The organism is Prevotella sp. khp7 (genome assembly GCF_900109055.1).
Taxonomy (GTDB): domain Bacteria; phylum Bacteroidota; class Bacteroidia; order Bacteroidales; family Bacteroidaceae; genus Prevotella.
Window position 1 is genome coordinate 540,332 of record NZ_FOIV01000001.1, and the last position, 20,458, is coordinate 560,789.

Genomic DNA, 20,458 nt, shown 5'->3' on the forward strand with positions numbered 1-20,458 from the left:
AAAGCCGTGTCTTTAATCTTTTTAAGCCGTGTTGATCCGTGCCTAATTCAATCCTTTATATCGTATTTGCTTTTTCGCCGCTCGGCTTTGCGGGGTTTGCCAACACCATGGAAACCCAAGTGAGGAGTTTTCACACCCTGATAGCCTGCATGGCGCTGACGTATGCGCTGAACATAGTCAACAGTTTCTGATCCGCGCATATATCCATACTTAACAATAGGATCGTTGTAGTACTGCGGTATTGCCAATTTCAATACATATGGCGACACATCGCTCCAGCGGTGTGGATTCTTACCGTCACGCTTGGCTAAGTTCATAGCATCGCGTATGTGGTGCGCTCCACCATTATAACTGGCAAGCACGAAATTGGTACGCTCGTAATGGTCGTGAATATCGGCAAATGTATTTTGTAACTGCTTAATGTATTTAGCCGCTGCGGCAATATTAGCCTCAGGCTCGTATAGCTTGCTACGAGGAACTCCCAGATGGTCGGCCGTACCAGGCATAATCTGCATTAATCCTTTTGCCCCCACAAACGATACAGCCTTGGGGTCGAATGTCGATTCCTGATAACATTGTGCCGCCATCAAGCGCCAATCCCAACGTATATCGCGACTATAGGTCATGAAATACTGATCATAATGCGAGATGATACCTCCTTTGGCGTCAAGCATCGGTGAGAATATGCGGCGACGTACCTTCTTAACAGTCAACAGTGCTGCCTCCTCCTTCTTTACCATATCTATCAGTTCTGGGCGATACCACGCTTGTAACTCAGCCACCAAATCAGGTTTTTCCCTGTCGGCCACAATGTTTCCAGGTGTAGGCCACGCCACGAGATCGACCTCACTAGAGTCAAGTTTTTGAACCAGCTCCAAACTATCTCGACACACATCCACCCTAAGATGTACCCCCAACGAGTCAGCAAAACGCTGACACAACAGATACTGAGTGCCGAGTTGACGCCCATGATAATCATAGTAAGTCTCTGGTCCACTGACGGTAGCCATAATCAGTTCACCACTAGTCTGAATATCGTGCAGATCGAAGTCATCATCTACAGCCGTAGTATCCGTCACGGCTCCCCATGGCGCAATAATCGGCTCTTGCTTTTTCTCAAAACACGAGACAAGTAATAGCAAAGCCACTACAAATACTGAATATTTATACCAATCTTGGCTCAATTTCTTGATATCTAAATCAAAATCGAGTGCAAAGATACGAATTTAAGCCCACAGATTGCGCTGATTAGAGATTTTTTTGTAATTTTGCACCCGAATTATAGACTTTAACGTGAGTATATGTTAAGAATTGCAGTACAATCTAAAGGACGTCTTTTCGATGACACGATGAATCTGTTAGCCGAGGCTGATATCAAGGTCAGTGCATCGAAGCGTACCCTGTTGGTCCAGTCGTCCAATTTCCCGCTGGAGGTTCTTTACCTTCGCGATGATGATATCCCCCAGAGTGTAGCCAGCGGCGTGGCTGACATCGGTGTGGTTGGTGAGAACGAGTTCGTAGAGCGCGGTGAAGATGCCGATATCATCTCCCGTCTCGGTTTCTCTAAGTGCCGTTTGTCTTTGGCCATTCCCAAGGAGATTGACTACAAGGGTGTCGAGTGGTTTAATGGTAAGAAGATTGCCACCTCCTATCCTGGCATTCTAAAGAAGTTCCTTGATGAGAAAGGTATTAAAGCCGAGATTCATGTCATCACAGGTTCTGTAGAGATCAGCCCTGGTATAGGCTTGGCCGATGGTATCTTCGATATCGTCAGCAGCGGCTCTACCCTCGTCAGCAATAACCTCCGCGAGGTTGAGGTGGTGATGTGGAGTGAGGCACTGCTCATCGGCAACAAACAGCTCTCAGAGGAGAAACGTCTCATTCTTGAACAGATGCTTTTCCGCTTCAAGGCAGTAAAAGATGCTGAAGATAAGAAATATGTGCGTATGAATGCTCCCAAGGCTCGCCTGCAGGAGATCATCGACGTGCTACCTGGTTTGAAGAGTCCAACCATTATTCCTCTGGCTGACGAAGAGTGGTGCTCTGTTCACACCGTGCTCAACCAGAAGCAATTCTGGGACATTATCGGAAAGCTCAAGGAGATGGGAGCTCAAGGCATCCTCGTTACACCAATCGAGAAAATGATCCTTTAATATAAATAAGGTATAAGATGAATATTATCCGGTATCCTGAAAGAAGTGAGTGGAGCACACTTGTGGAGCGTCCCCATCTGGACGTTTCACAACTCAACGAGACTGTGGCCTCAGTACTGGCCGATGTCAAAAAGCGTGGTGACGATGCAGTAAAAGGCTATGAGCTGAAATTCGACCACGTAGATCTTGCATCGCTTGAGGTAACACCCGAAGAGATGGACGAGGCTGAGAAGCTGGTAGGTGCCGAACTGAAAGCCGCTATCCAGGTAGCTCACTACAACATCCACGCTTTCCACGAGTCACAACAGTTCAAAGGCAAGAAGGTTGAGACTCAGCCTGGCGTCACTTGTTGGCAGAAGAGCATCGCCATCGAAAAGGTAGGTCTCTACATCCCAGGAGGTACTGCTCCTCTCTTCTCTACCGTGCTAATGCTTGCTACCCCTGCCAAAATTGCAGGTTGTCAGGAGATTGTGCTGTGCACTCCGCCAGGACGCGATGGTAGGGTCAATCCTGCTATTCTTGTAGCTGCTCGTATCGCTGGCGTCAGCAAGATATTCAAAGCAGGTGGTGTTCAGGCTATCGGCGCCATGGCCTATGGTACAGAGAGTGTACCTAAGGTTTATAAAATCTTCGGTCCAGGCAACCAATATGTCATGGCTGCCAAGCAGCAGGTGAGCCTCCACGATGTGGCTATCGACATGCCCGCAGGTCCTTCCGAAGTCTGTGTCATTGCCGACGAGCATGCTAACATCGAATTCATAGCTGCTGATCTGCTGTCACAAGCTGAGCATGGTATTGACTCACAGGTTTTCCTGATTACGACTTCAGAACAGGTCATCCTTGATGTTCAGGCCGAGGTGAATCGCCAACTCGATTTACTGCCTCGCAAGGAGATTGCTCAGAAAGCTCTTGAGAACAGTCGCTTGGTGCTTGTTCACAATAAACAAGAGGCCATCGACCTTTCTAATGCCTATGCACCTGAGCACCTTATCATTCAGACTAAGGATTACGACAAGTTGGCGCGCAAGGTCATCAATGCCGGTAGCGTATTTCTCGGTGAATACGCCTGCGAAAGCGCAGGTGACTATGCTAGTGGCACTAATCACACATTGCCGACTCATGGTTATGCAACGACCTATAGTGGTGTCAATCTCGACAGCTACTGCCGAAAAGTAACATTTCAGCATCTTACTGCTGATGGCATACACAGCATCGGCCACGCTGTAGAATTGATGGCGGAAGCCGAACAACTCGATGCCCACAAGAATGCCATGACAGTTAGAATAAACAGTTTAAAATGAAACCGTTAGAAGAACTTACTCGAAAGAACATATGGTCTTTGGCTCCATATAGCTCTGCTCGCAACGAGTACGCAGGCCGCGAGGCACGTGTGTTTCTTGATGCAAATGAGAATCCATATAATCAGCCATTCAACCGTTACCCCGACCCGTTGCAGCTTGAACTAAAAGCTGCGCTCTCTAAGGTTAAGGGTGTTCCTGCTGAGAACATCTTTCTCGGCAATGGTAGCGACGAGGCTATCGACCTACCCTACCGCTGTTTCTGTCAGCCTGGGATAGACAACGTTGTAGCTATCGAGCCCACCTATGGTATGTATAAGGTCTGTGCCGACATCAACGACACAGAATATCGTACTGTAATGCTCGATGAACATTACCAGACCACAGCCAATGCCTTACTGGCTGCTACCGATGCGAACACTAAAATTATCTGGCTCTGCACACCCAACAACCCCACAGGTAATTGTTTGAATCGCGATGAGGTTATCAAGGTCATTGAAGGTTTCGAAGGCATTGTCATCGTTGACGAGGCCTACAGCGATTTCTCTACCCAAAAGCCCTTACGTTCTGAGTTAGGCAAATATCCCAACCTCATCGTGCTCAACACCATGTCGAAAGCATGGGGATGTGCTGCAATCCGTTTGGGAATGGCGTTCGCATCTAAAGAGATCATCTCTATATTTAATAAGGTAAAGTACCCTTATAACGTCAATCAGCTTACTCAGCAGCAGGCTCTCGAAGCACTGAAAGATCCCTACGAGGTCGATAACTGGGTAAAGATCTTGCTGCAAGAACGCACCCGCATGATGGATGCTTTTGCGCTGCTACCCATCTGCGAAAAAGTATATCCCACCGAAGCCAATTTCTTCTTAGCTAGGATGACTGATGCGACAAAGATATACAACTATCTGGTAGACAAGGGTATCATTGTTCGCAATCGCCATCGTGTGCAACTCTGTCAGAACTGCCTCCGTGTCACTATCGGAACAAAGACCGAAAACAGCGAACTTATAGCCGCTCTCCGTCAATATTAATACAACTCTTCGTGATCGTATCTTGATGGGATGTGTCGAATCAGTTTGTGGGCTGCGACCTGTGCCATAGCCTCATAAGCACGTTCGCTAGGATGTAGATGATCACCACTATCAAAGCCATCGGCAAAGGCCTTTGGATTGGTTGTGCAGCGAACGGCAGCATCAAAATCAATACAGCCGTCGAAGATTGGAGACGTTCGTAGCCACTCATTGAAAGCGTGTCGCATAGCGTCACGCTTTTCATTATATGTACGCCATCCATAGATAGGCAGTAAGGTACCACTCCATACCTTCAGTCCCATCGCTTTTGCGGGTTTTACATAGATATCTTCTACACCACGTTCCATCTCCTCAACTGTTGGCAGGTCACTCCACGGACGGAAAGGGTTTACATCTTCGCCCACAGGGTGAATAATATCGTTAATGCCATGCTGGATAATGACATCGGTTGCTCCTGCCACATTCATTTCAATTGGGAAACGCGTGGCCCCCTTCAATCCATAGGCCTGATAGGTAATACAGTCGTACTGCCGGAGGATACGTGTTCCACTAACGGCACGGCGGATAATTGAGACATTGGAACCAAATGCAAGCTGTGCCATGTAGTCGGGCCACGACTGAGCCGTGATAGAATCGCCATAGCAAACTACAGCATGATTCTCTGCCGATGTCAGCACATCAATAGTATTCAAGAAGTAGAACCAATTAGTATGACGTGTCAGGTCGAGGGGCAACTCATCAGCTTCAGCATAATCACCATAAGCATAGAAGCCCTTGGATAACGGACCAGTAACAAGCGTTCCACTGTTCATCTGTGCATAATCATCAAGATAGAAACTTACGTCTATCGTATCACCACGGTTAACTGCATAGTCGATGGCATCGCTCTCTGTTTCCTTACCAGGCAAAAGAGTCACGCGAGTCTCGCCACCAAAAGTAATTGGAGTATGACCAATAAACACCTTAGCCAATGTTACAGATTCGGTACCTGTAAGATTAGAGAAACGGAAACGCAATGCGCTGCCACTAAAACACATCCTAATGGGATAACGCAATGTTATATTCTTAGCATATACAGCCTCTTGGCGGTTTGTTATTGAAGTGGCATTTCCCCAACAGGCCACCCATTTTAAATTATTATCTGTACTACTCATTTTATGATTACCTAGCCAAGTTTTGAAATAAAACGATCTCTATCTACAATAAATCTCAAGTGACTCCCCTCTCCTATCAAGACGTCACCAGAATACGCTGACACTTTATACTCAATCTTCTTACCGTCAACCTTCACAACTTCAGCTGTAGCCGTAACTCTATCACCTACCTTCGAGGGTTTCAGATGCGACGATGCGATATATCCACCAACAGTAGTACAACCCTCAGGCAAATCATTGGCCACAGCTAGCATTGCTGCATTTTCCATCAATGCCGCCATAGCAGGAGTAGCCAGTACAGGCATATCGCCTGACCCCATATGAATAGCGGTAACAGCATCTGTTACCATCAGTTCACTTGTATGTTTCAATCCAACTTCTATCATTTTCCAAAACTATTGTTAATCTATGGTGCAAAAATAGTAAAATTAGATTAGAATCATGTATCTTTGCAGTCCATTTTAATAAGATTTAAAGAACAAATAAAAATACGTACCTTTGCAAATAAAATTGTGATAATGAGCATAAAACTGATAATATTCGACTTTGACGGGACGCTGGGTGATACACGTCGGAATATCACAACGACCATGCGCATGACCATCAAGGAGATTGGATTGCCAGGACGTAGTGAGGCTGAATGTGCATCTACCATAGGATTACCATTGGCAGAATGCATCAGAACCTTATTCCCCGATATTCAAGAAGAACTCGTCCCTCGTTTTGAAGAGACTTATAGGCGGATTTTCAATGACAATCTGAAACGAATCAAGCCTACGGCCTTCCCAAGTGTAGTTGAAACCTTATCAACCCTACATCATAAGGGATATACGCTCACAATAGCATCATCACGTTCGCACAATTCTCTTACAGAACTCACTCGTGACATGGGTATTGCTGACTACATCTCTTATCTAATTGGCGCAGATGATGTGAAAGAAGCAAAACCAAAACCTGAGCCCGTACTAAAAACGTTAGCAGACTTGCATTTTGACACCATTGAGGCAATTGTTGTGGGTGACATGGCAGTAGACATTCTGATGGGAGCCAATGCCGGCACCAAGACCTGTGGCGTAACATGGGGCAATGGTAGCAGAAAAGAACTTCAAGAGGCTGGAGCCGACTATATCATTGATAGTATAGAAGAATTAAATCAAGTAATAGATAACGTATGAAAAAACTCATTAACCCTTGGCGCAATCATCCTGAATATGACTGTTTTGGCTGTTGCCCAGAGAACCCAATAGGACTGCACATGGAGTTCTACGAGGATGGCGATTATATCATAAGCACCTGGCATCCCAGTACCCACTATCAGGGCTGGGTGAATACAATGCACGGCGGCATACTGAGTACGCTGATTGATGAAGTGTGTGGCTGGGTGGTTACCCGCAAGCTACAGACCAGTGGCTATACCGTTCAACTGAACGTGAAGTTCCGCAAGGCTGTTCCTACAACGGAGCCAGAGCTGACAATCAGAGCCAAAGTCACGAAACTAGTACGGAACCTTGCCCATATCAGTGCGGAGATAACCAATTCGAAGGGTGAACTCTGCAACGAGGGCGAAGCCATTTACTTCCTAATGAACGAAGAAAAGGCTAAGGAAATGGGATTCCTGCATTGCGAGGTGGAAGAATGAATATTTAGATATAAAGTGAGGTATGAGAATCGAGCACATAGCGTTATTCTGTAAAAATCTTGAACAGATGCGACAATTCTTCCTCGACTACTTCAAAGCAGTGAGTAACGAGCAGTATCATAATCCTCGCACTGGACTACGGACGTACATTCTCACGTTTCCTAATGGTGGTGCACGACTGGAACTGATGCAGCAACCAAACACTATCAATGCAGACCCATCGAAGCCCAACATCGGATTCATCCATATCTCGTTTGCTTTAGGCAATAAGGAAACTGTAGATGCAAAGACCATCGAGCTACGCGACGCTGGTTATCAGGTAATAAGCGGTCCACGTACCACTGGGGACGGTTATTACGAGAGTTGTATCCTTGGACCAGAGGGAATCCAAATAGAAATAACAATATGAGATGGACTGTATTATCAGATAATAGAAGTAATGATAACTCTCTCTTTACAGAGCATGGGTTATCCATCTTTCTTCAAACGGAGCAACATAATATCCTGCTTGATACTGGAGCAAGCAACGTGTTTATCCGAAACACAGAGCTGTTGGGCGTAGATCTTAACGATGTGGACTATGTTTTCATTTCTCACGGACATTGTGACCATGCAGGAGGTTTACGATATTTGCTTGAATGTAATCGACAGGCTAAGGTTATTGTCTCACCTGATGCAATGAATGGTAAGTTCTTATCTAAACGAGGGAACTTTCATAATATTACGACGGAATGGCCTGAGATTGATGATAAAAGACTTATCTCAATAGAGCATACCTGTGAGGTAGAAGCTGGCATCTGCGTGATTGCCCATATTCCTCAAATTCATCCGATGCCCAAAGGAAATCAGAATCTCTATGTGCAGGATACCGACGGAAATTATATCCACGACGATTTCCGTCATGAGTTAGTTCTGTATATCGATGGTCTGCTATTTACTGGCTGTGCTCATAGTGGATTGGAGAACATTCTGGCTGCTTGCCCTTGGCCAGTAAGTACCGTTGTCGGTGGTTTCCACTTGCTTGACGGACAAGAGACGGAGGAAGAAATAAAAGCTTTGGGTCAAAAGCTAAAAGTCAATTACCCTAATACACTATTCTACACCAGCCATTGCACTGGTGACATAGTATTTGAGATGATGAAAAACGTAATGAATGAACAACTACAGTCTTTCAGATGTGGAACCACAATAATAAGTTAATTATGAGAAAAGCAAGCAGAGAGATGGATGCGGCCTTCGCGTTGGAGGTTTTGGATAAGGCTCCATATGTGACAATCAGCATGACTAGAGCAGACGGGACTCCATACGGGTTACCCCTATCATTGGCACGTACTGATGAGAGAACGTTCTATTTCCATTGTGCTTCGGAGGGGGATAAATTGGATTGCATAGCACATCATCCAATGGTATTCCTGTCGGCTGTTACCAAATGTATGCCTACAGTTGGCCCTAAAGATGGGAGTTTTACGTTACAATATAAATCAGCAACAGCCGTTGGAAAGGCAGAGATTGTGACAGACCGCAAAGAAAAGATTGCTGGTATGCGAGCCATCTGCCAGCGTTTTCTTCCTCACCATATGGATGCTTTCAATGATGCCATTGCCCGCAGTCTTGACCGGACTACCGTAGTACGCATCACCTTGATAGAGCCTCCTGTCGGCAAGCGTAAGCAGTATGACAAACAAGGTGAGGAGATGACTGGACAGAGCAGCGAGAGCCATCATGCTTGCATGAATGGCCGAGTCGTAAAGGACGAAGACGAAGTCAAATGGGGAACGAACAATAACTAATGGCTTGGAAACTGAAATATCGCTGTAAGCAATGTGGCTACGAAGCCGATGTGTACGAGGGGCGTGGTCTCTTTCGTCAGGAAATTACAGCCGTGTTGTGCCCAGACTGTCAAACTATCCAGAATATTGTGGTGGGTGGAATCATTGCCGACGTGGCACCTTCCTACAGAAGCGAGGTAGGCCGTCTGTGTTTGCAATGTGGCAGTGATAATATCAAGATATGGGATAAACACACCTGCCCAAAATGTCAAGGCAAGATGGAACAGACAGGCGAGAAAGAGTTTTGGACATAAGGTCAACAAAAAGAATAAGTTCACGTAAAGTCATATTACTCTCCCATAATTGTTACAACCAACTCTCTGGAACCTCCAAAGTTTCTGTACTCACATAAGTATATGCCTTGCCATATGCCAAGATTCAGCCGGCTATCGGTGATAGGGATAGTAATACTTACACCGCTCAGCGTTGATTTGGCGTGAGCGGGCATATCATCGGCACCCTCTAGAGTATGCTCGTACTCAGGACGATTTTCAGGGACCAAGCGATTGAATATTGTTTCCATATCTACACGAACATCAGGATCACAATTCTCGTTAATGCTTAGTCCGCAACTTGTATGCTTTGTGAAAATGTTCACAATGCCTGTCTTCGGCAGCTTCGGTAACTGGCTCACTATCTCGCTCGTAACCAAATGAAATCCACGACGCTTAGGATTCAGAGTTATTTCAATTTGCTGTACCATTTTTACATATAGTGTTTTATTGCTGTTTTTATCAACTTGTGGTCGGCCAAAAAGGAATTGTAGGCTGTTTTAACCAAATCGCAGTTTTTAGTAAGAATAGCAACAACTATGCACTTCTTAATTGTCGGCCAGAAAGCATTTCGGTTGGTTCGCATATAGTCGCGGATTATCTCTTTGTCGCTTACACCATACGACTTCAACAAAGCCATACTTACGAGACCAGTTCTGTCCTTACCAGCCGTACAATGAAACAACGTACATTTCCCATCTGCTGCATTCTTTCTAAGATGTTCCACCACCAAGTCAAGTTGCCTACGGCTGAACTCGTCAGTAACAATCTGCTCATATAGAGATGTAAAATCTGGCACCATCTGCTTCAGCTTCTCAGGCTGTTTACGCAGACTTCGGATGATGGCCATAGGATCCGAACCTATCTCATGAGTGATTCCAATGGATGGATCTTTCAGCAGGGAAATCAGTTCGTATTCAACAGTGTCAGGCAGCGGATCAGGGAATTCCTGGGCCTCAATAGGTGTACGAAGGTCAATGACATATTCGATGTGATACTTCTGACACAGAACTTCACATTCTTTTGGAGTAAGCACACTTAACTTGCCGCAACGTATATACAAGCCATGAGGAGTTTTGCCCTTACCATCTTGTAAAGGTATTCCACCAAGATCTCGCAGGTTCAACTCGAAATGCTTCATTTTTCTTAAAGTATTCTAATCTTGGGTACAAAAATACAAATAAACATGGAGATTTGTGTATCTTTGCGATGAAATAAATAAGTTTTGTGATATAAGATGAAGTATTATGCCTTTACATTCATATTCATAGCCTTGTTTTTATGTTCATGCAATAGTAACAAGGTGAATGACACACAGTCCTCCGACGTACGAACAGAAGATACGCTAAGAACCATTACAGAAAAAATGGCTTACGAGGGCGTAAACAACTATTGTCATAAAGAATATGACTGGAGTGTAGCAAAAGACAACCCCGATATCATGTATGTACAAATGGGCGAAGAGACGGACTCTACATATCAAGTTGTATTCCGCAGCTATACTGGTTCCTTTGTGCATTTCTATGTCAATAAGACAAGTGGCACAATAAGAATGGTGGAGAAAGTACCAAACCTCAATGTCGAGGAGGATGCAGGAACCTTTGAACTATTAGATTACTTAGAGAAACGTTATATGTAGTTGGAAATATGGCGTATGCCACAGAGATATGGTTGGCAATCTTCATGGCTTTCTCCATCCATCTCATCATACATATCATCCAGTCTATCGTTGTGAAAAACTATATCCCAAAACTCGTAACTTCCTTCCTACTATTGCCCTTCTCCTACAAATCCCCCCGCTAAGATTTCTCTTTTCACTGAAGATAAAACTATTTAATCCCTTCTCATTTCATTTTCCTTTCAACTGGAAGTCACGAGTTGCATGGATCATGAACCAGTGAACTGTAGGATTCAAGTTTCACGGTCTGACGCTAACAAAGAGCATCCAACTGCCATGATGGCGGCTGGTGCCTTTTACATTCGAACTTTAAATTAACGAGAACCTTGATCTTCTTTACATTCAAGACCAATTGTATCGCGCGCGACTTACTGTTAAATAAGCTTAAAGATAAACATAAATCGCTTGCGATATAAAACAAAAGTCGTACCTTTGCATCGCAAACGATATAAATAATATAATTTAATAAAAGGTAAGGTATGGCAAAGATTTATGATTATAAGGCTCAGACGAGCAAAGGTAAGGAACTGGATTTTGCACAGTTCGAGGGTAAGGTGCTACTGATTGTGAACACAGCCAGCAAGTGCGGTTTTACCCCCCAGTTCGCAGGACTGGAGGAGTTGAACCAGAAATATAAGGATAAAGGTCTGGTGATTATCGGCTTCCCCTGCAACCAATTCAAAGAGCAGGATCCAGGCAACGATGAACAGATTGAAGAATTCTGCCAATTGAACTACGGTGTAACGTTCCAAATCATGAAGAAAGGTGACGTGAATGGTCCTGCAGCAGAACCCATTTTCGAGTATCTGAAGGCTCAGGCTCCTACAGAAGAGTATAATGGTTTGAAGGCCAAGGCTACACATACTTTGCTCAAACAACTTAGCAAGAGTGTGGAGAAGGATAGCGATATCCTTTGGAATTTCACAAAGTTCCTTATCTCTCGTGATGGTGAGACCATCAACCGCTATGCTCCTACTACCGATCCAAAGGACTTTGAGAAGGACGTAGAGGCCATGCTGGCTTAGTTGAGAGTTAAAAGTTTAAAGTTATGCACGCAGAATTACAACTTGACAATCAGATTTGCTTCCGTCTCTATACGGCAGCGCGACTGATTACGCAGGCCTACACACCAATGCTGATGGAACTGGGTATCACCTATCCGCAGTATCTAGTGCTGATGGTGCTTTGGGAGAAGGATAATCAACCTGTAAACGACATCGCCCATCGGCTGTTGTTAGAAACGAATACTGTCACTCCGTTGCTTCAGCGTATGGAGAAACAGGGAATCGTCAGCCGCAAGAAAGGGGAACAGGACAAGCGCCAGCAGATTGTCAGCCTGACAAAGAAAGGCAAAGAGATGGAAGAACAGGCTTATGCGAAGATTCCAGCCGGCATGGGTGAACAACTCTCTGCCTGTCCGCTGAAACTCGATGACTATCAAAACCTGGCTCTGCAACTCGACTCGATTATTAACACATTAAAGAAATAAAACCAACACGAAATGAAGTATATAAAATTATGTTTCCGCTTGCTATTAGGTCTCTTTATGACCTATGCAGGTTTCAGCCATTTGACCATCGCGCGTCAGGAGTTTGTAGCTCAGGTACCCACATGGCTACAGTTCAGCGATGGGTTCACCGATTTCGTTGTACTCGCATCAGGCGTAGTAGAGATATGCCTCGGACTGGGTATGTTATTCCTCTGGAAAAAGAAAGCACTCGTCGGTGCGCTGCTCGCACTCTTCTATGTGCTCATCTTCCCTGGCAACATCAACCAGTATGTGAATCACATCGATGCCTTCGGACTCGACACCGATCAGGCTCGTTTCATCCGACTCTTCTTCCAGCCCGTACTAATATTCCTCGCCCTGTGGTCGACAGGTGGCTGGAAATACTGCAAGAAATGTATAACGATTGTAAAAAATAAATAACTATGACAATACAAGAAGCTATCGAAGCCCGTCACAGTGTAAGGGCTTACAAGGAACAGCCACTAACAGAAGGAGTAGTCAAAGTGCTGAGAGAGAAGATTGCAGAACTCAACAAACTGGGCAACTTGCATATACAGCTAATCCTGAACGAACCCAAGGCATTCCAAGGGAAACTGGCTAAATATGGTAAGTTTAGCGGAGTGTGCAATTACTTTGTTATGGCAGGAAAAAAGTCGAACGACTTGAACGAACGTGTAGGTTACTACGGCGAGCAACTGGTGCTGCTGGCCCAGACATTAGGATTGAACACCTGCTGGGTAGGACTCAGCTACTCAAAAGTGCCTGGAACCTACGTACTCGAAGATGGAGAAAAGATTGCCTGCTATATCGCGCTCGGCTATGGAGAGACGCAGGGTGAAGGCCATAAGGTGAAGACCGTTGAGCAAGTGAGCAACGCCAGCGATGTGACTCCATCATGGTTCAAGAAGGGCATAGAAGCCGCCCTGCTCGCGCCAACTGCTGTGAACCAGCAGAAATTCTCCTTTGAATTAGCAGGAAGAAAGAACGGTCGCCCTCAGGTGATTGCCAAGAAAGGATTCTCAATGATAGGCTATGCTCAGCTGGATCTGGGTATCGTAAAGTATCATTTCGAAGTGGGCGCAGGTAAAGAGAATTTCGAGTGGGCATGAAGAGAATAAAACAGTGGCTGCAATCCCTTTCGTTCAAGACAGGCGTCATCGTCCTATTGTGCTGCATCCCCTTCTATATCCTGTCCTTCGCCCAGATGCTGCTTCCTATCAGTGCTGCAGCAAAAGGCATCCTTTGGACAGTTCTTTTTGGAATGGCGAAGACATGCCAATATGGGGGACTAACCATTCTTGGAGTCGAAGGATATAATCGGGTGAGAAATTGGATGAAATTCAAAAGGGAAGACACAAATCATTAGAATGGAACAAGTAAAAATTGACTTGGCGACCTACATGAACGGCAGCATCAGCCGCATCATGGCAAAGGCCTATAAGAACGTTTTGTCGAATCCGCGCGAGGCAAAGTTTGCATTCCGCATGCAACAGTTGTTTGCCAAATCGGAAAAAAGACGCAAGAAAGTACAGGAAAAGGAGGGCATAGATGTCCCCCCTTTCCTCATTAGCAGTATCTCAACAACCTGCAATCTGCATTGCAAAGGCTGTTATGCCCGCAGTAATGGTATAGCTAACGACCAAGAGACCGAACGCAAGGCAACAATGACACCCCAACAATGGCAGCAAATTTTCACCGAAGCTGCCGATATGGGCATCAACTTCTCGCTATTGGCGGGTGGTGAACCTATGATGCGTAAGGATATTCTGGAGGCTGTGGCCAAGGTGAAGGATATGATCTTCCCTATTTTCACCAATGGCACCCTCATAGGCCCCTCATATATTGAATTCCTTAGCAAGCATCTGAACATGGTGCCCATCATCAGTATTGAGGGAACAGCTATGGGAACCGACGAACGACGCGGACAGGGTGTGTTTAAACGTGCCATGCAGTCGATGGAACAGCTGAAACAGGAAGATCTGTTCTTTGGCACAAGCATCACGGTAACCACAGAGAACTATAAGATGGTAACCTCGTCCGAGTTTATCGACCAGCTACGCTCATACGGCTGCAAGATCGTGTTCTACATTGAATACGTACCAACCGAAGCTGGAACTGAGCATCTGGCATTCAGCGATGAACATGTGGCTGAGATGGAACAGGTGCTTGAAGCCCGCCGTGAGGAGTACGAAGACATCATCTTCCTATCGTTCCCTGGCGACGAAAAAGCTCTTGGAGGCTGTCTGGCCTCAGGTCGCGGTTTCTTCCATATCGGGCCAGATGGTAGCGCAGAGCCATGTCCGTTCTCTCCTTTCAGTGATAGTAATGTGGCCGAGATGGGCGTACGACAAGCCCTACAATCGCCACTCTTCCGGAAGATTCGTGCAGCACGTGCACTCGGATGGGAGCATACAGGCGGCTGCACACTTTTCGAACATCGCGATGAGATAGAGGAAATGATCTCTCCTCGTCTCTCGTGATGGAGTCATCACATAAAACCTGAGATCCGACACATTCTGCGCGTTTTTACTCAATTAATCCTCATCTACATACAATTCATCAACAGAATATAAAACAGCATTGCCTGCAAGAAATATCTTGTTGCCTTCTTTCCTGCAATAAAGTATTCCACCACGTTTTGATGCCTGGAAGGCCACCAACTCCTCTTTTCCTAACGTGTCTACCCAATAGGGGATGATGTGGCAGTGGCCGGAACCGCAAACAGGGTCTTCAGGAATGTTAAGCTTCGGACCAAAACTACGTGAAACGCAATCTTCTTTCTCTCCTTTGGCCGTAACATGAACCAATAGCCCATCTATCTGTTTAACTTTCTCCAAATCAGGATTCAGACTCAAAACAGCCTGCTCATCATCCAGTACACATAGCAAGTCACGGGCAATATAAGCCTCTCTGACAGAAACTCCCAAAGCATCCTCCATGGCAGTCGTTACGGTTGTCGGCCTCAATTCATAGGCAGGAAACTCCATCTCATATAAGTTACCCTTGCGTGTCACGATTAATTCGCCGCTTAAAGTGGTAAATACAACCTGATCTGCATCCTTTTCATAATAATTGAGCAAGACGAAAGCTGTTCCCAATGTGGCATGTCCACAAAGATCAATCTCACCCCCAGGTGTGAACCAACGCAAATGCCACTTTTCACCCTCTTTGACCGTAAATGCGGTCTCAGAGAAATTGTTCTCACGAGTGATGTTCATCATCATTTCCTCGCTTGGCCACTTCTCCATAACACAAACGGCTGCTTGATTGCCGTGAAACACAGAGTCTGTGAAAGCATCTACAACATACTGTCTCATTTAATATTCCTTTCTTTTATAAATTACGATTTATCTGTTTATTATGCTATTATCTATATGCTCGTATAGGCATAAAAATAAAAAAGGGACCTGCCAAGCGAAAACAGGTCCCTTTGCAGTTATATATGAGTATTCTACTCCTCAACAGCTGCCTGTGCGGCGGCAAGGCGGGCGATGGGCACACGGAATGGAGAGCAGCTAGCGTAGTTCATGCCAATCTTAGCGCAGAACTTAACTGAGCTGGGCTCACCACCATGCTCACCACAGATACCGCAACGAAGCTCAGGACGAACCTCACGCCCCTCCTTAACGGCGAACTTGATGAGACGACCTACACCCTTCTGGTCGAGTACCTGGAATGGGTCAACCTTCAGGATCTTCTTGTCGAGGTAAACAGGCAGGAACGAAGCGATATCGTCGCGGCTGTAACCGAAGGTCATCTGAGTAAGGTCGTTAGTACCGAATGAGAAGTACTGAGCCTCAGAAGCAATCAGGTCGGCAGTCAGGGCAGCACGTGGAATCTCGATCATTGTACCAATCTCGAACTCAACCTCGATACCATACTCAGCGAATACCTCCTTAGCGGCATACTGGATAACCTCCTTCTGCTGCTTGAGCTCGTTGATAGTACCAATCAGAGGAACCATGATCTCTGGCATTGGGTTCTTACCCTCCTTCTTCAACTCGCAAGCTGCAGAAAGGATAGCCTTGGTCTGCATAGCGGTAATCTCAGGGAATGTGATACCCAGACGGCAACCACGGTGACCCAGCATTGGGTTGTTCTCAGCGAGTGAGTCAACACGGCGCTGGATTTCCTCCAAGCTTACGCCCATCTCCTTAGCCATGGTCTGCTGACCAGCCAGATCGTGGGGAACGAACTCGTGGAGAGGAGGATCGAGCAGACGGATATTAACGGGCAGACCATCCATAGCCTCGAGGATACCCTTGAAGTCAGCCTTCTGGTAAGGCAGCAGCTTGGCAAGTGCCTTCTCACGTCCGGCAACGCTATCAGCCAGAATCATCTCACGCATAGCAACAATCTTCTGATCCTCGAAGAACATGTGCTCGGTACGTGTAAGACCGATACCCTTGGCACCGAAAGCGCGAGCTACCTGTGCATCGTGTGGAGTATCAGCATTGGTACGAACCTGCAGCTTGGTGTACTTGTCGCAGAGGTCCATCAGCTCCTTGAAGTCGCCTGAAAGCTCAGCAGCCTTTGTTGGAACCTCGCCAGCATATACCTGACCAGTTGTACCATTCAGAGAGATGAAGTCACCCTCCTTATATGTTACGCCGTCGATCTCAACGGTCTTGTCCTTATAGCTAACATTCAGAGCACCTACACCTGATACGCAGCACTTACCCATACCACGAGCCACAACGGCAGCGTGTGAGGTCATACCACCACGAGCGGTGAGGATACCCTCGGCAGCAGCCATACCAGCGAGGTCCTCAGGTGAGGTCTCGATACGTACGAGTACTACCTTATGTCCATTCTCATGCCACTCCTTAGCGTCGTCAGCGTGGAATACAATCTGACCGCAAGCAGCACCTGGAGATGCAGGCAGACCCTGTGCAATAACCTTAGCAGCAGAGAGAGCCTTCTTATCGAATACTGGGTGGAGCAACTCGTCGAGCTTCTGAGGCTCGCAGCGCTGGATGGCAGTCTTCTCGTCGATCATACCCTCGTGGAGCAGGTCGATAGCAATCTTAACCATAGCAGCACCAGTACGCTTACCGTTACGTGTCTGGAGGAACCAGAGCTTGCCCTCCTGTACGGTGAACTCCATATCCTGCATATCGTGATAGTGGTGCTCCAGCTTGTCCTGGATACCATTCAATTCGGCATAAATCTCAGGCATGGCCTCCTCCATCGAAGGATACTTGGCTACGCGCTCCTCCTCAGAGATACCAGCACGCTCAGCCCAGCGCTGAGAACCGATCTTTGTAATCTGCTGTGGTGTGCGAATACCAGCAACAACGTCCTCACCCTGAGCGTTAACCAGATACTCACCGTTAAACAGGTTTTCACCGTTAGCAGCATCGCGGCTGAAGCATACACCAGTAGCTGATGTATCGCCCATGTTACCGAATACCATTGCCATTACTGATACAGCTGTACCCCACTCGTCGGGGATTCCCTCCATCTTACGATACAGGATAGCGCGCTCGTTCATCCAAGAACGGAACACAGCGCAGATAGCACCCCAGAGCTGCTCGATAGGATCGTTGGGGAAGTCCTTACCTGTGCGCTCCTTGATGGCAGCCTTGAACAGCTTAACCAGCTTCTTCAAGTCCTCAACTGAGAGGTCCTTATCCAGAACAACACCGCTCTCCTTCTTAACCTTCTCGATAATCTCCTCGAATGGGTCGATATCAGTTTTATTTACGGGTTTCATCTCGAGTACAACATCGCCGTACATCTGTACGAAACGACGATAAGAGTCGTACACGAAGTGAGGATTATTTGTCTTCTTGGCCATACCCTCTGCAACCTCGTCGTTCAAACCAAGGTTCAGGATGGTGTCCATCATACCAGGCATTGAGGCACGGGCACCAGAACGAACAGATACCAACAGAGGATTCTGGGCATCGCCAAACTTGCAGTTCATCAAGTTCTCTATATGCTTCACGGCAGCCATTACGTCATCGTTCAGCAGTTCCATAATCTTCTGCTGACCAACCTGATAATATTCGTTACAGCAATCTGTAGTAATTGTGAAACCAGGAGGAACAGGAACGCCGATGTGGTTCATCTCAGCAAGGTTAGCGCCTTTACCGCCAAGTTCCTCACGCATTTTTGCATTACCTTCGGCCTTACCATTACCGAAGAGGTAAACTCTTTTTGTACTCATAAGTCAGTTAAACTATTAATTGATAAATTGTTTTTTTGCTTTTAATTCCGCAAAGATACCACAATTTGATGTATTATCCAAAAAAAACAATGAAAAATTGTAATGTCGACCTTACATTTTCACTTTTTTAGCCACAGATTACGTAGATTTAGAAGAATTTTAGGGATAATTTTGTACCTTTGCAGCCAAATTAGAGAAAAAGATGGCAAGAAACAAGAAACCTTTACCACTCTTAGAGAGTGTAACAATAGAGGCTGTTGCAGCAGAAGGAAAGTGCCTGTTCCACTGGAACGACATGGTGGTTTTTGTACCTTTCTGTGTGCCTGGTGATGTATGCGACGTGCAGATTCGCCGTAAGAAACACTCATTTGCTGAAGGTGAAGTTGTACGCTTTATTAAATATAGTAATGTACGCGCGATTCCTTTCTGTCAGCACTTTGGTGTATGCGGTGGCTGTAAATGGCAGAACCTTCCCTACGAAGAACAGATAAAGTTCAAACAGCAACAGGTGAAAGACCAATTAACACGCATCGGCAAGGTCGATTTACCAGAATTCCGTCCTATTCTAGGGAGTGTAAAGACACAAGAGTACCGCAATAAGCTGGACTATGGTTGTGCCAACAAACGTTATCTAACAAAACAGGAGATTGCAACCCTACCTAATGACGAGAGTCAAAGCCTAAAAGACATACCCGCCATAGGATTTCACATCACAGGTGCATTCGACAAAATTCTACCCGTAGAGAAATGTTGGTTGATGGATGATCTGCATAATAAAATTCGCAACGAAATTCGCGACTATGCCATAGAGAACAGCATCACGTTCTTCGACCTCCGCCAGCAAAAAGGTCTGCTACGCGACGTTATCATTCGAAATTCCAACACAGGTGAATGGATGGTAATAATTCAGTTCCATTATGACGAGACAGGAGGTAAAGATGAGGCTCTTGGATTACTGAAACATATATCCGACAAATTCCCAGAGATCAGCTCGTTACTATATCTTGACAATCAGAAGTGCAACGATACTATCGGTGATCAGGACATATTGGTATTCAAAGGTAATGACCACATATTTGAGACCATGGAAGATCTGAAGTTCAAGGTGGGGCCAAAGAGTTTCTACCAGACCAACACCGAGCAGGCATACCATCTATACAGTGTTGCTCGCGAATTGGCCGATTTGAAAGGTGAAGAGCTGGTATACGACCTCTATACCGGCACAGGAACCATAGCCAACTTTGTAGCTAAAAAGGCTCGCAAGGTAATTGGAATAGAATATGTGCCCGAGGCCATTGAAGATGCAAAAATTAATTCGGAAATAAATCATATCGACAACACGCTCTTCTATGCTGGCGACATGAAGGACATTCTAACCGATGATTTCATTGCCAAACACGGACGTCCTGATGTGATTATCACCGACCCGCCACGTGCAGGAATGCACCCCGACGTAGTAAAGACCATCCTCCGTGCTGCACCCAAGCGCATCGTTTACGTAAGTTGTAACCCTGCCACTCAGGCCCGTGACCTACAAGACTTCGACGAGGCATATAAAGTGGTTGCCGTACAACCTGTAGATATGTTTCCCCACACACCACATGTGGAGAACGTGGTATTATTAGAACAACGTTAAAAATAGTATAATCAGGAAATATGGGGGATTATATTTGGAATATTGAACTTTTTTCCCTATCTTTGCCCCCATATAACCTAAAA

At 45.9% G+C, this 20,458-nt stretch carries 25 protein-coding genes; 18 read left to right on the forward strand and 7 right to left on the reverse strand.

Annotated elements, in window-relative coordinates; genetic code table 11:
• Nucleotides 1-47: 47 nt before the first annotated feature.
• Nucleotides 48-1,148, reverse strand: a complete 1,101-nt coding sequence (locus BMX82_RS02330; RefSeq protein WP_231622219.1) for an MltF family protein — start codon at nt 1,146-1,148, stop codon at nt 48-50.
• 153 nt (nt 1,149-1,301) lie between these two features.
• Here BMX82_RS02330 and hisG point away from each other — a divergent pair, with 153 nt between their 5' ends.
• From hisG to hisC, 3 genes are read left to right on the forward strand one after another with little or no spacing between them, the layout of a single operon-like run.
• Entirely contained in the window at nt 1,302-2,153 is an 852-nt protein-coding gene (gene hisG, locus BMX82_RS02335) for an ATP phosphoribosyltransferase (RefSeq protein ID WP_036912807.1), read from the forward strand.
• 17 nt (nt 2,154-2,170) lie between these two features.
• Complete coding sequence (hisD, locus tag BMX82_RS02340; RefSeq protein WP_036912809.1) at nt 2,171-3,454, forward strand: histidinol dehydrogenase; 1,284 nt, start codon at nt 2,171-2,173, stop codon at nt 3,452-3,454.
• A complete protein-coding gene (hisC, locus tag BMX82_RS02345; protein WP_091765705.1) occupies nt 3,451-4,485 on the forward strand; it encodes a histidinol-phosphate transaminase in 1,035 nt (344 codons plus the stop codon). The genes hisD and hisC overlap by 4 nt, the downstream gene beginning before the upstream one ends.
• On the opposite strand, the gene BMX82_RS02350 is transcribed toward hisC, so the two are convergent.
• On the reverse strand, nt 4,482-5,639 hold the full coding sequence (locus tag BMX82_RS02350; protein ID WP_036912816.1) for a GDSL-type esterase/lipase family protein: 1,158 nt from the start codon (nt 5,637-5,639) through the stop codon (nt 4,482-4,484). The two genes, hisC and BMX82_RS02350, sit on opposite strands and share 4 nt — an antisense overlap.
• An 11-nt stretch (nt 5,640-5,650) precedes the next feature.
• The gene (locus tag BMX82_RS02355) at nt 5,651-6,025 is read right to left on the reverse strand and encodes a thioesterase family protein (protein ID WP_091765708.1); all 375 of its coding nucleotides are present in this window, start codon (nt 6,023-6,025) and stop codon (nt 5,651-5,653) included.
• A 132-nt stretch (nt 6,026-6,157) separates the two neighbouring features.
• Here BMX82_RS02355 and BMX82_RS02360 point away from each other — a divergent pair, with 132 nt between their 5' ends.
• The 6 genes from BMX82_RS02360 to BMX82_RS02385 are packed head-to-tail and all read left to right on the forward strand — an operon-like array spanning nt 6,158 to nt 9,361.
• Nucleotides 6,158-6,814, forward strand: coding sequence for an HAD family hydrolase (locus tag BMX82_RS02360; RefSeq protein WP_036912822.1), 657 nt, complete (start codon nt 6,158-6,160; stop codon nt 6,812-6,814).
• Nucleotides 6,811-7,278, forward strand: coding sequence for a PaaI family thioesterase (locus BMX82_RS02365; RefSeq protein ID WP_091765710.1), 468 nt, complete (start codon nt 6,811-6,813; stop codon nt 7,276-7,278). The genes BMX82_RS02360 and BMX82_RS02365 overlap by 4 nt, the downstream gene beginning before the upstream one ends.
• A gap of 22 nt (nt 7,279-7,300) precedes the next feature.
• A complete protein-coding gene (locus BMX82_RS02370) occupies nt 7,301-7,687 on the forward strand; it encodes a VOC family protein (RefSeq protein WP_091765713.1) in 387 nt (128 codons plus the stop codon).
• Nucleotides 7,684-8,478, forward strand: coding sequence for an MBL fold metallo-hydrolase (locus BMX82_RS02375; RefSeq protein WP_091765716.1), 795 nt, complete (start codon nt 7,684-7,686; stop codon nt 8,476-8,478). The genes BMX82_RS02370 and BMX82_RS02375 overlap by 4 nt, the downstream gene beginning before the upstream one ends.
• Nucleotides 8,479-8,480: 2 nt before the next feature.
• On the forward strand, nt 8,481-9,068 hold the full coding sequence (locus BMX82_RS02380; protein WP_091765719.1) for a pyridoxamine 5'-phosphate oxidase family protein: 588 nt from the start codon (nt 8,481-8,483) through the stop codon (nt 9,066-9,068).
• Complete coding sequence (locus BMX82_RS02385) at nt 9,068-9,361, forward strand: hypothetical protein (RefSeq protein ID WP_036912832.1); 294 nt, start codon at nt 9,068-9,070, stop codon at nt 9,359-9,361. Before BMX82_RS02380 ends, BMX82_RS02385 begins: the two co-directional genes overlap by 1 nt.
• 35 nt (nt 9,362-9,396) lie before the next feature.
• On the opposite strand, the gene BMX82_RS02390 is transcribed toward BMX82_RS02385, so the two are convergent.
• Nucleotides 9,397-9,810, reverse strand: a complete 414-nt coding sequence (locus tag BMX82_RS02390; protein WP_036912835.1) for a secondary thiamine-phosphate synthase enzyme YjbQ — start codon at nt 9,808-9,810, stop codon at nt 9,397-9,399.
• 2 nt (nt 9,811-9,812) lie between these two features.
• Nucleotides 9,813-10,520, reverse strand: coding sequence for a tyrosine-protein phosphatase (locus tag BMX82_RS02395; protein ID WP_036912838.1), 708 nt, complete (start codon nt 10,518-10,520; stop codon nt 9,813-9,815).
• A 162-nt stretch (nt 10,521-10,682) separates the two neighbouring features.
• On the opposite strand from BMX82_RS02395, the gene BMX82_RS02400 reads away from it, so the two are divergent.
• From BMX82_RS02400 to BMX82_RS02435, 8 genes are all read left to right on the forward strand, one after another.
• Nucleotides 10,683-11,018 (forward strand): hypothetical protein, encoded by a 336-nt coding sequence (locus BMX82_RS02400; protein WP_143058297.1) that lies wholly within the window; start codon nt 10,683-10,685, stop codon nt 11,016-11,018.
• Nucleotides 11,019-11,026: 8 nt separating this feature from the next.
• Nucleotides 11,027-11,182 (forward strand): HXXEE domain-containing protein, encoded by a 156-nt coding sequence (locus tag BMX82_RS02405; protein ID WP_081911134.1) that lies wholly within the window; start codon nt 11,027-11,029, stop codon nt 11,180-11,182.
• 354 nt (nt 11,183-11,536) lie between these two features.
• Nucleotides 11,537-12,082, forward strand: coding sequence for a glutathione peroxidase (locus BMX82_RS02410; protein WP_036912843.1), 546 nt, complete (start codon nt 11,537-11,539; stop codon nt 12,080-12,082).
• 23 nt (nt 12,083-12,105) lie between these two features.
• Entirely contained in the window at nt 12,106-12,546 is a 441-nt protein-coding gene (locus BMX82_RS02415; protein ID WP_036912846.1) for a MarR family winged helix-turn-helix transcriptional regulator, read from the forward strand.
• Nucleotides 12,547-12,558: 12 nt separating this feature from the next.
• Nucleotides 12,559-12,987: a DoxX family protein gene (locus BMX82_RS02420; RefSeq protein WP_036912848.1), complete on the forward strand. Its 429-nt coding sequence runs from the start codon at nt 12,559-12,561 to the stop codon at nt 12,985-12,987.
• 2 nt (nt 12,988-12,989) lie between these two features.
• Nucleotides 12,990-13,676 (forward strand): nitroreductase family protein, encoded by a 687-nt coding sequence (locus tag BMX82_RS02425; RefSeq protein WP_036912851.1) that lies wholly within the window; start codon nt 12,990-12,992, stop codon nt 13,674-13,676.
• Nucleotides 13,673-13,933 (forward strand): hypothetical protein, encoded by a 261-nt coding sequence (locus tag BMX82_RS02430; protein WP_036912853.1) that lies wholly within the window; start codon nt 13,673-13,675, stop codon nt 13,931-13,933. Before BMX82_RS02425 ends, BMX82_RS02430 begins: the two co-directional genes overlap by 4 nt.
• 1 nt (nt 13,934) lies before the next feature.
• On the forward strand, nt 13,935-15,047 hold the full coding sequence (locus BMX82_RS02435; RefSeq protein WP_091765721.1) for a radical SAM/SPASM domain-containing protein: 1,113 nt from the start codon (nt 13,935-13,937) through the stop codon (nt 15,045-15,047).
• Nucleotides 15,048-15,101: 54 nt separating this feature from the next.
• On the opposite strand, the gene BMX82_RS02440 is transcribed toward BMX82_RS02435, so the two are convergent.
• Together BMX82_RS02440 and ppdK are read right to left on the reverse strand one after the other, a co-directional pair.
• Nucleotides 15,102-15,884, reverse strand: coding sequence for a PhzF family phenazine biosynthesis protein (locus BMX82_RS02440; RefSeq protein WP_091765724.1), 783 nt, complete (start codon nt 15,882-15,884; stop codon nt 15,102-15,104).
• Nucleotides 15,885-16,018: 134 nt separating this feature from the next.
• Entirely contained in the window at nt 16,019-18,739 is a 2,721-nt protein-coding gene (gene ppdK / locus BMX82_RS02445) for a pyruvate, phosphate dikinase (protein WP_091765727.1), read from the reverse strand.
• A gap of 202 nt (nt 18,740-18,941) precedes the next feature.
• Here ppdK and rlmD point away from each other — a divergent pair, with 202 nt between their 5' ends.
• Complete coding sequence (rlmD, locus tag BMX82_RS02450; RefSeq protein WP_036912864.1) at nt 18,942-20,375, forward strand: 23S rRNA (uracil(1939)-C(5))-methyltransferase RlmD; 1,434 nt, start codon at nt 18,942-18,944, stop codon at nt 20,373-20,375.
• Nucleotides 20,376-20,458 lie beyond the last annotated feature (83 nt).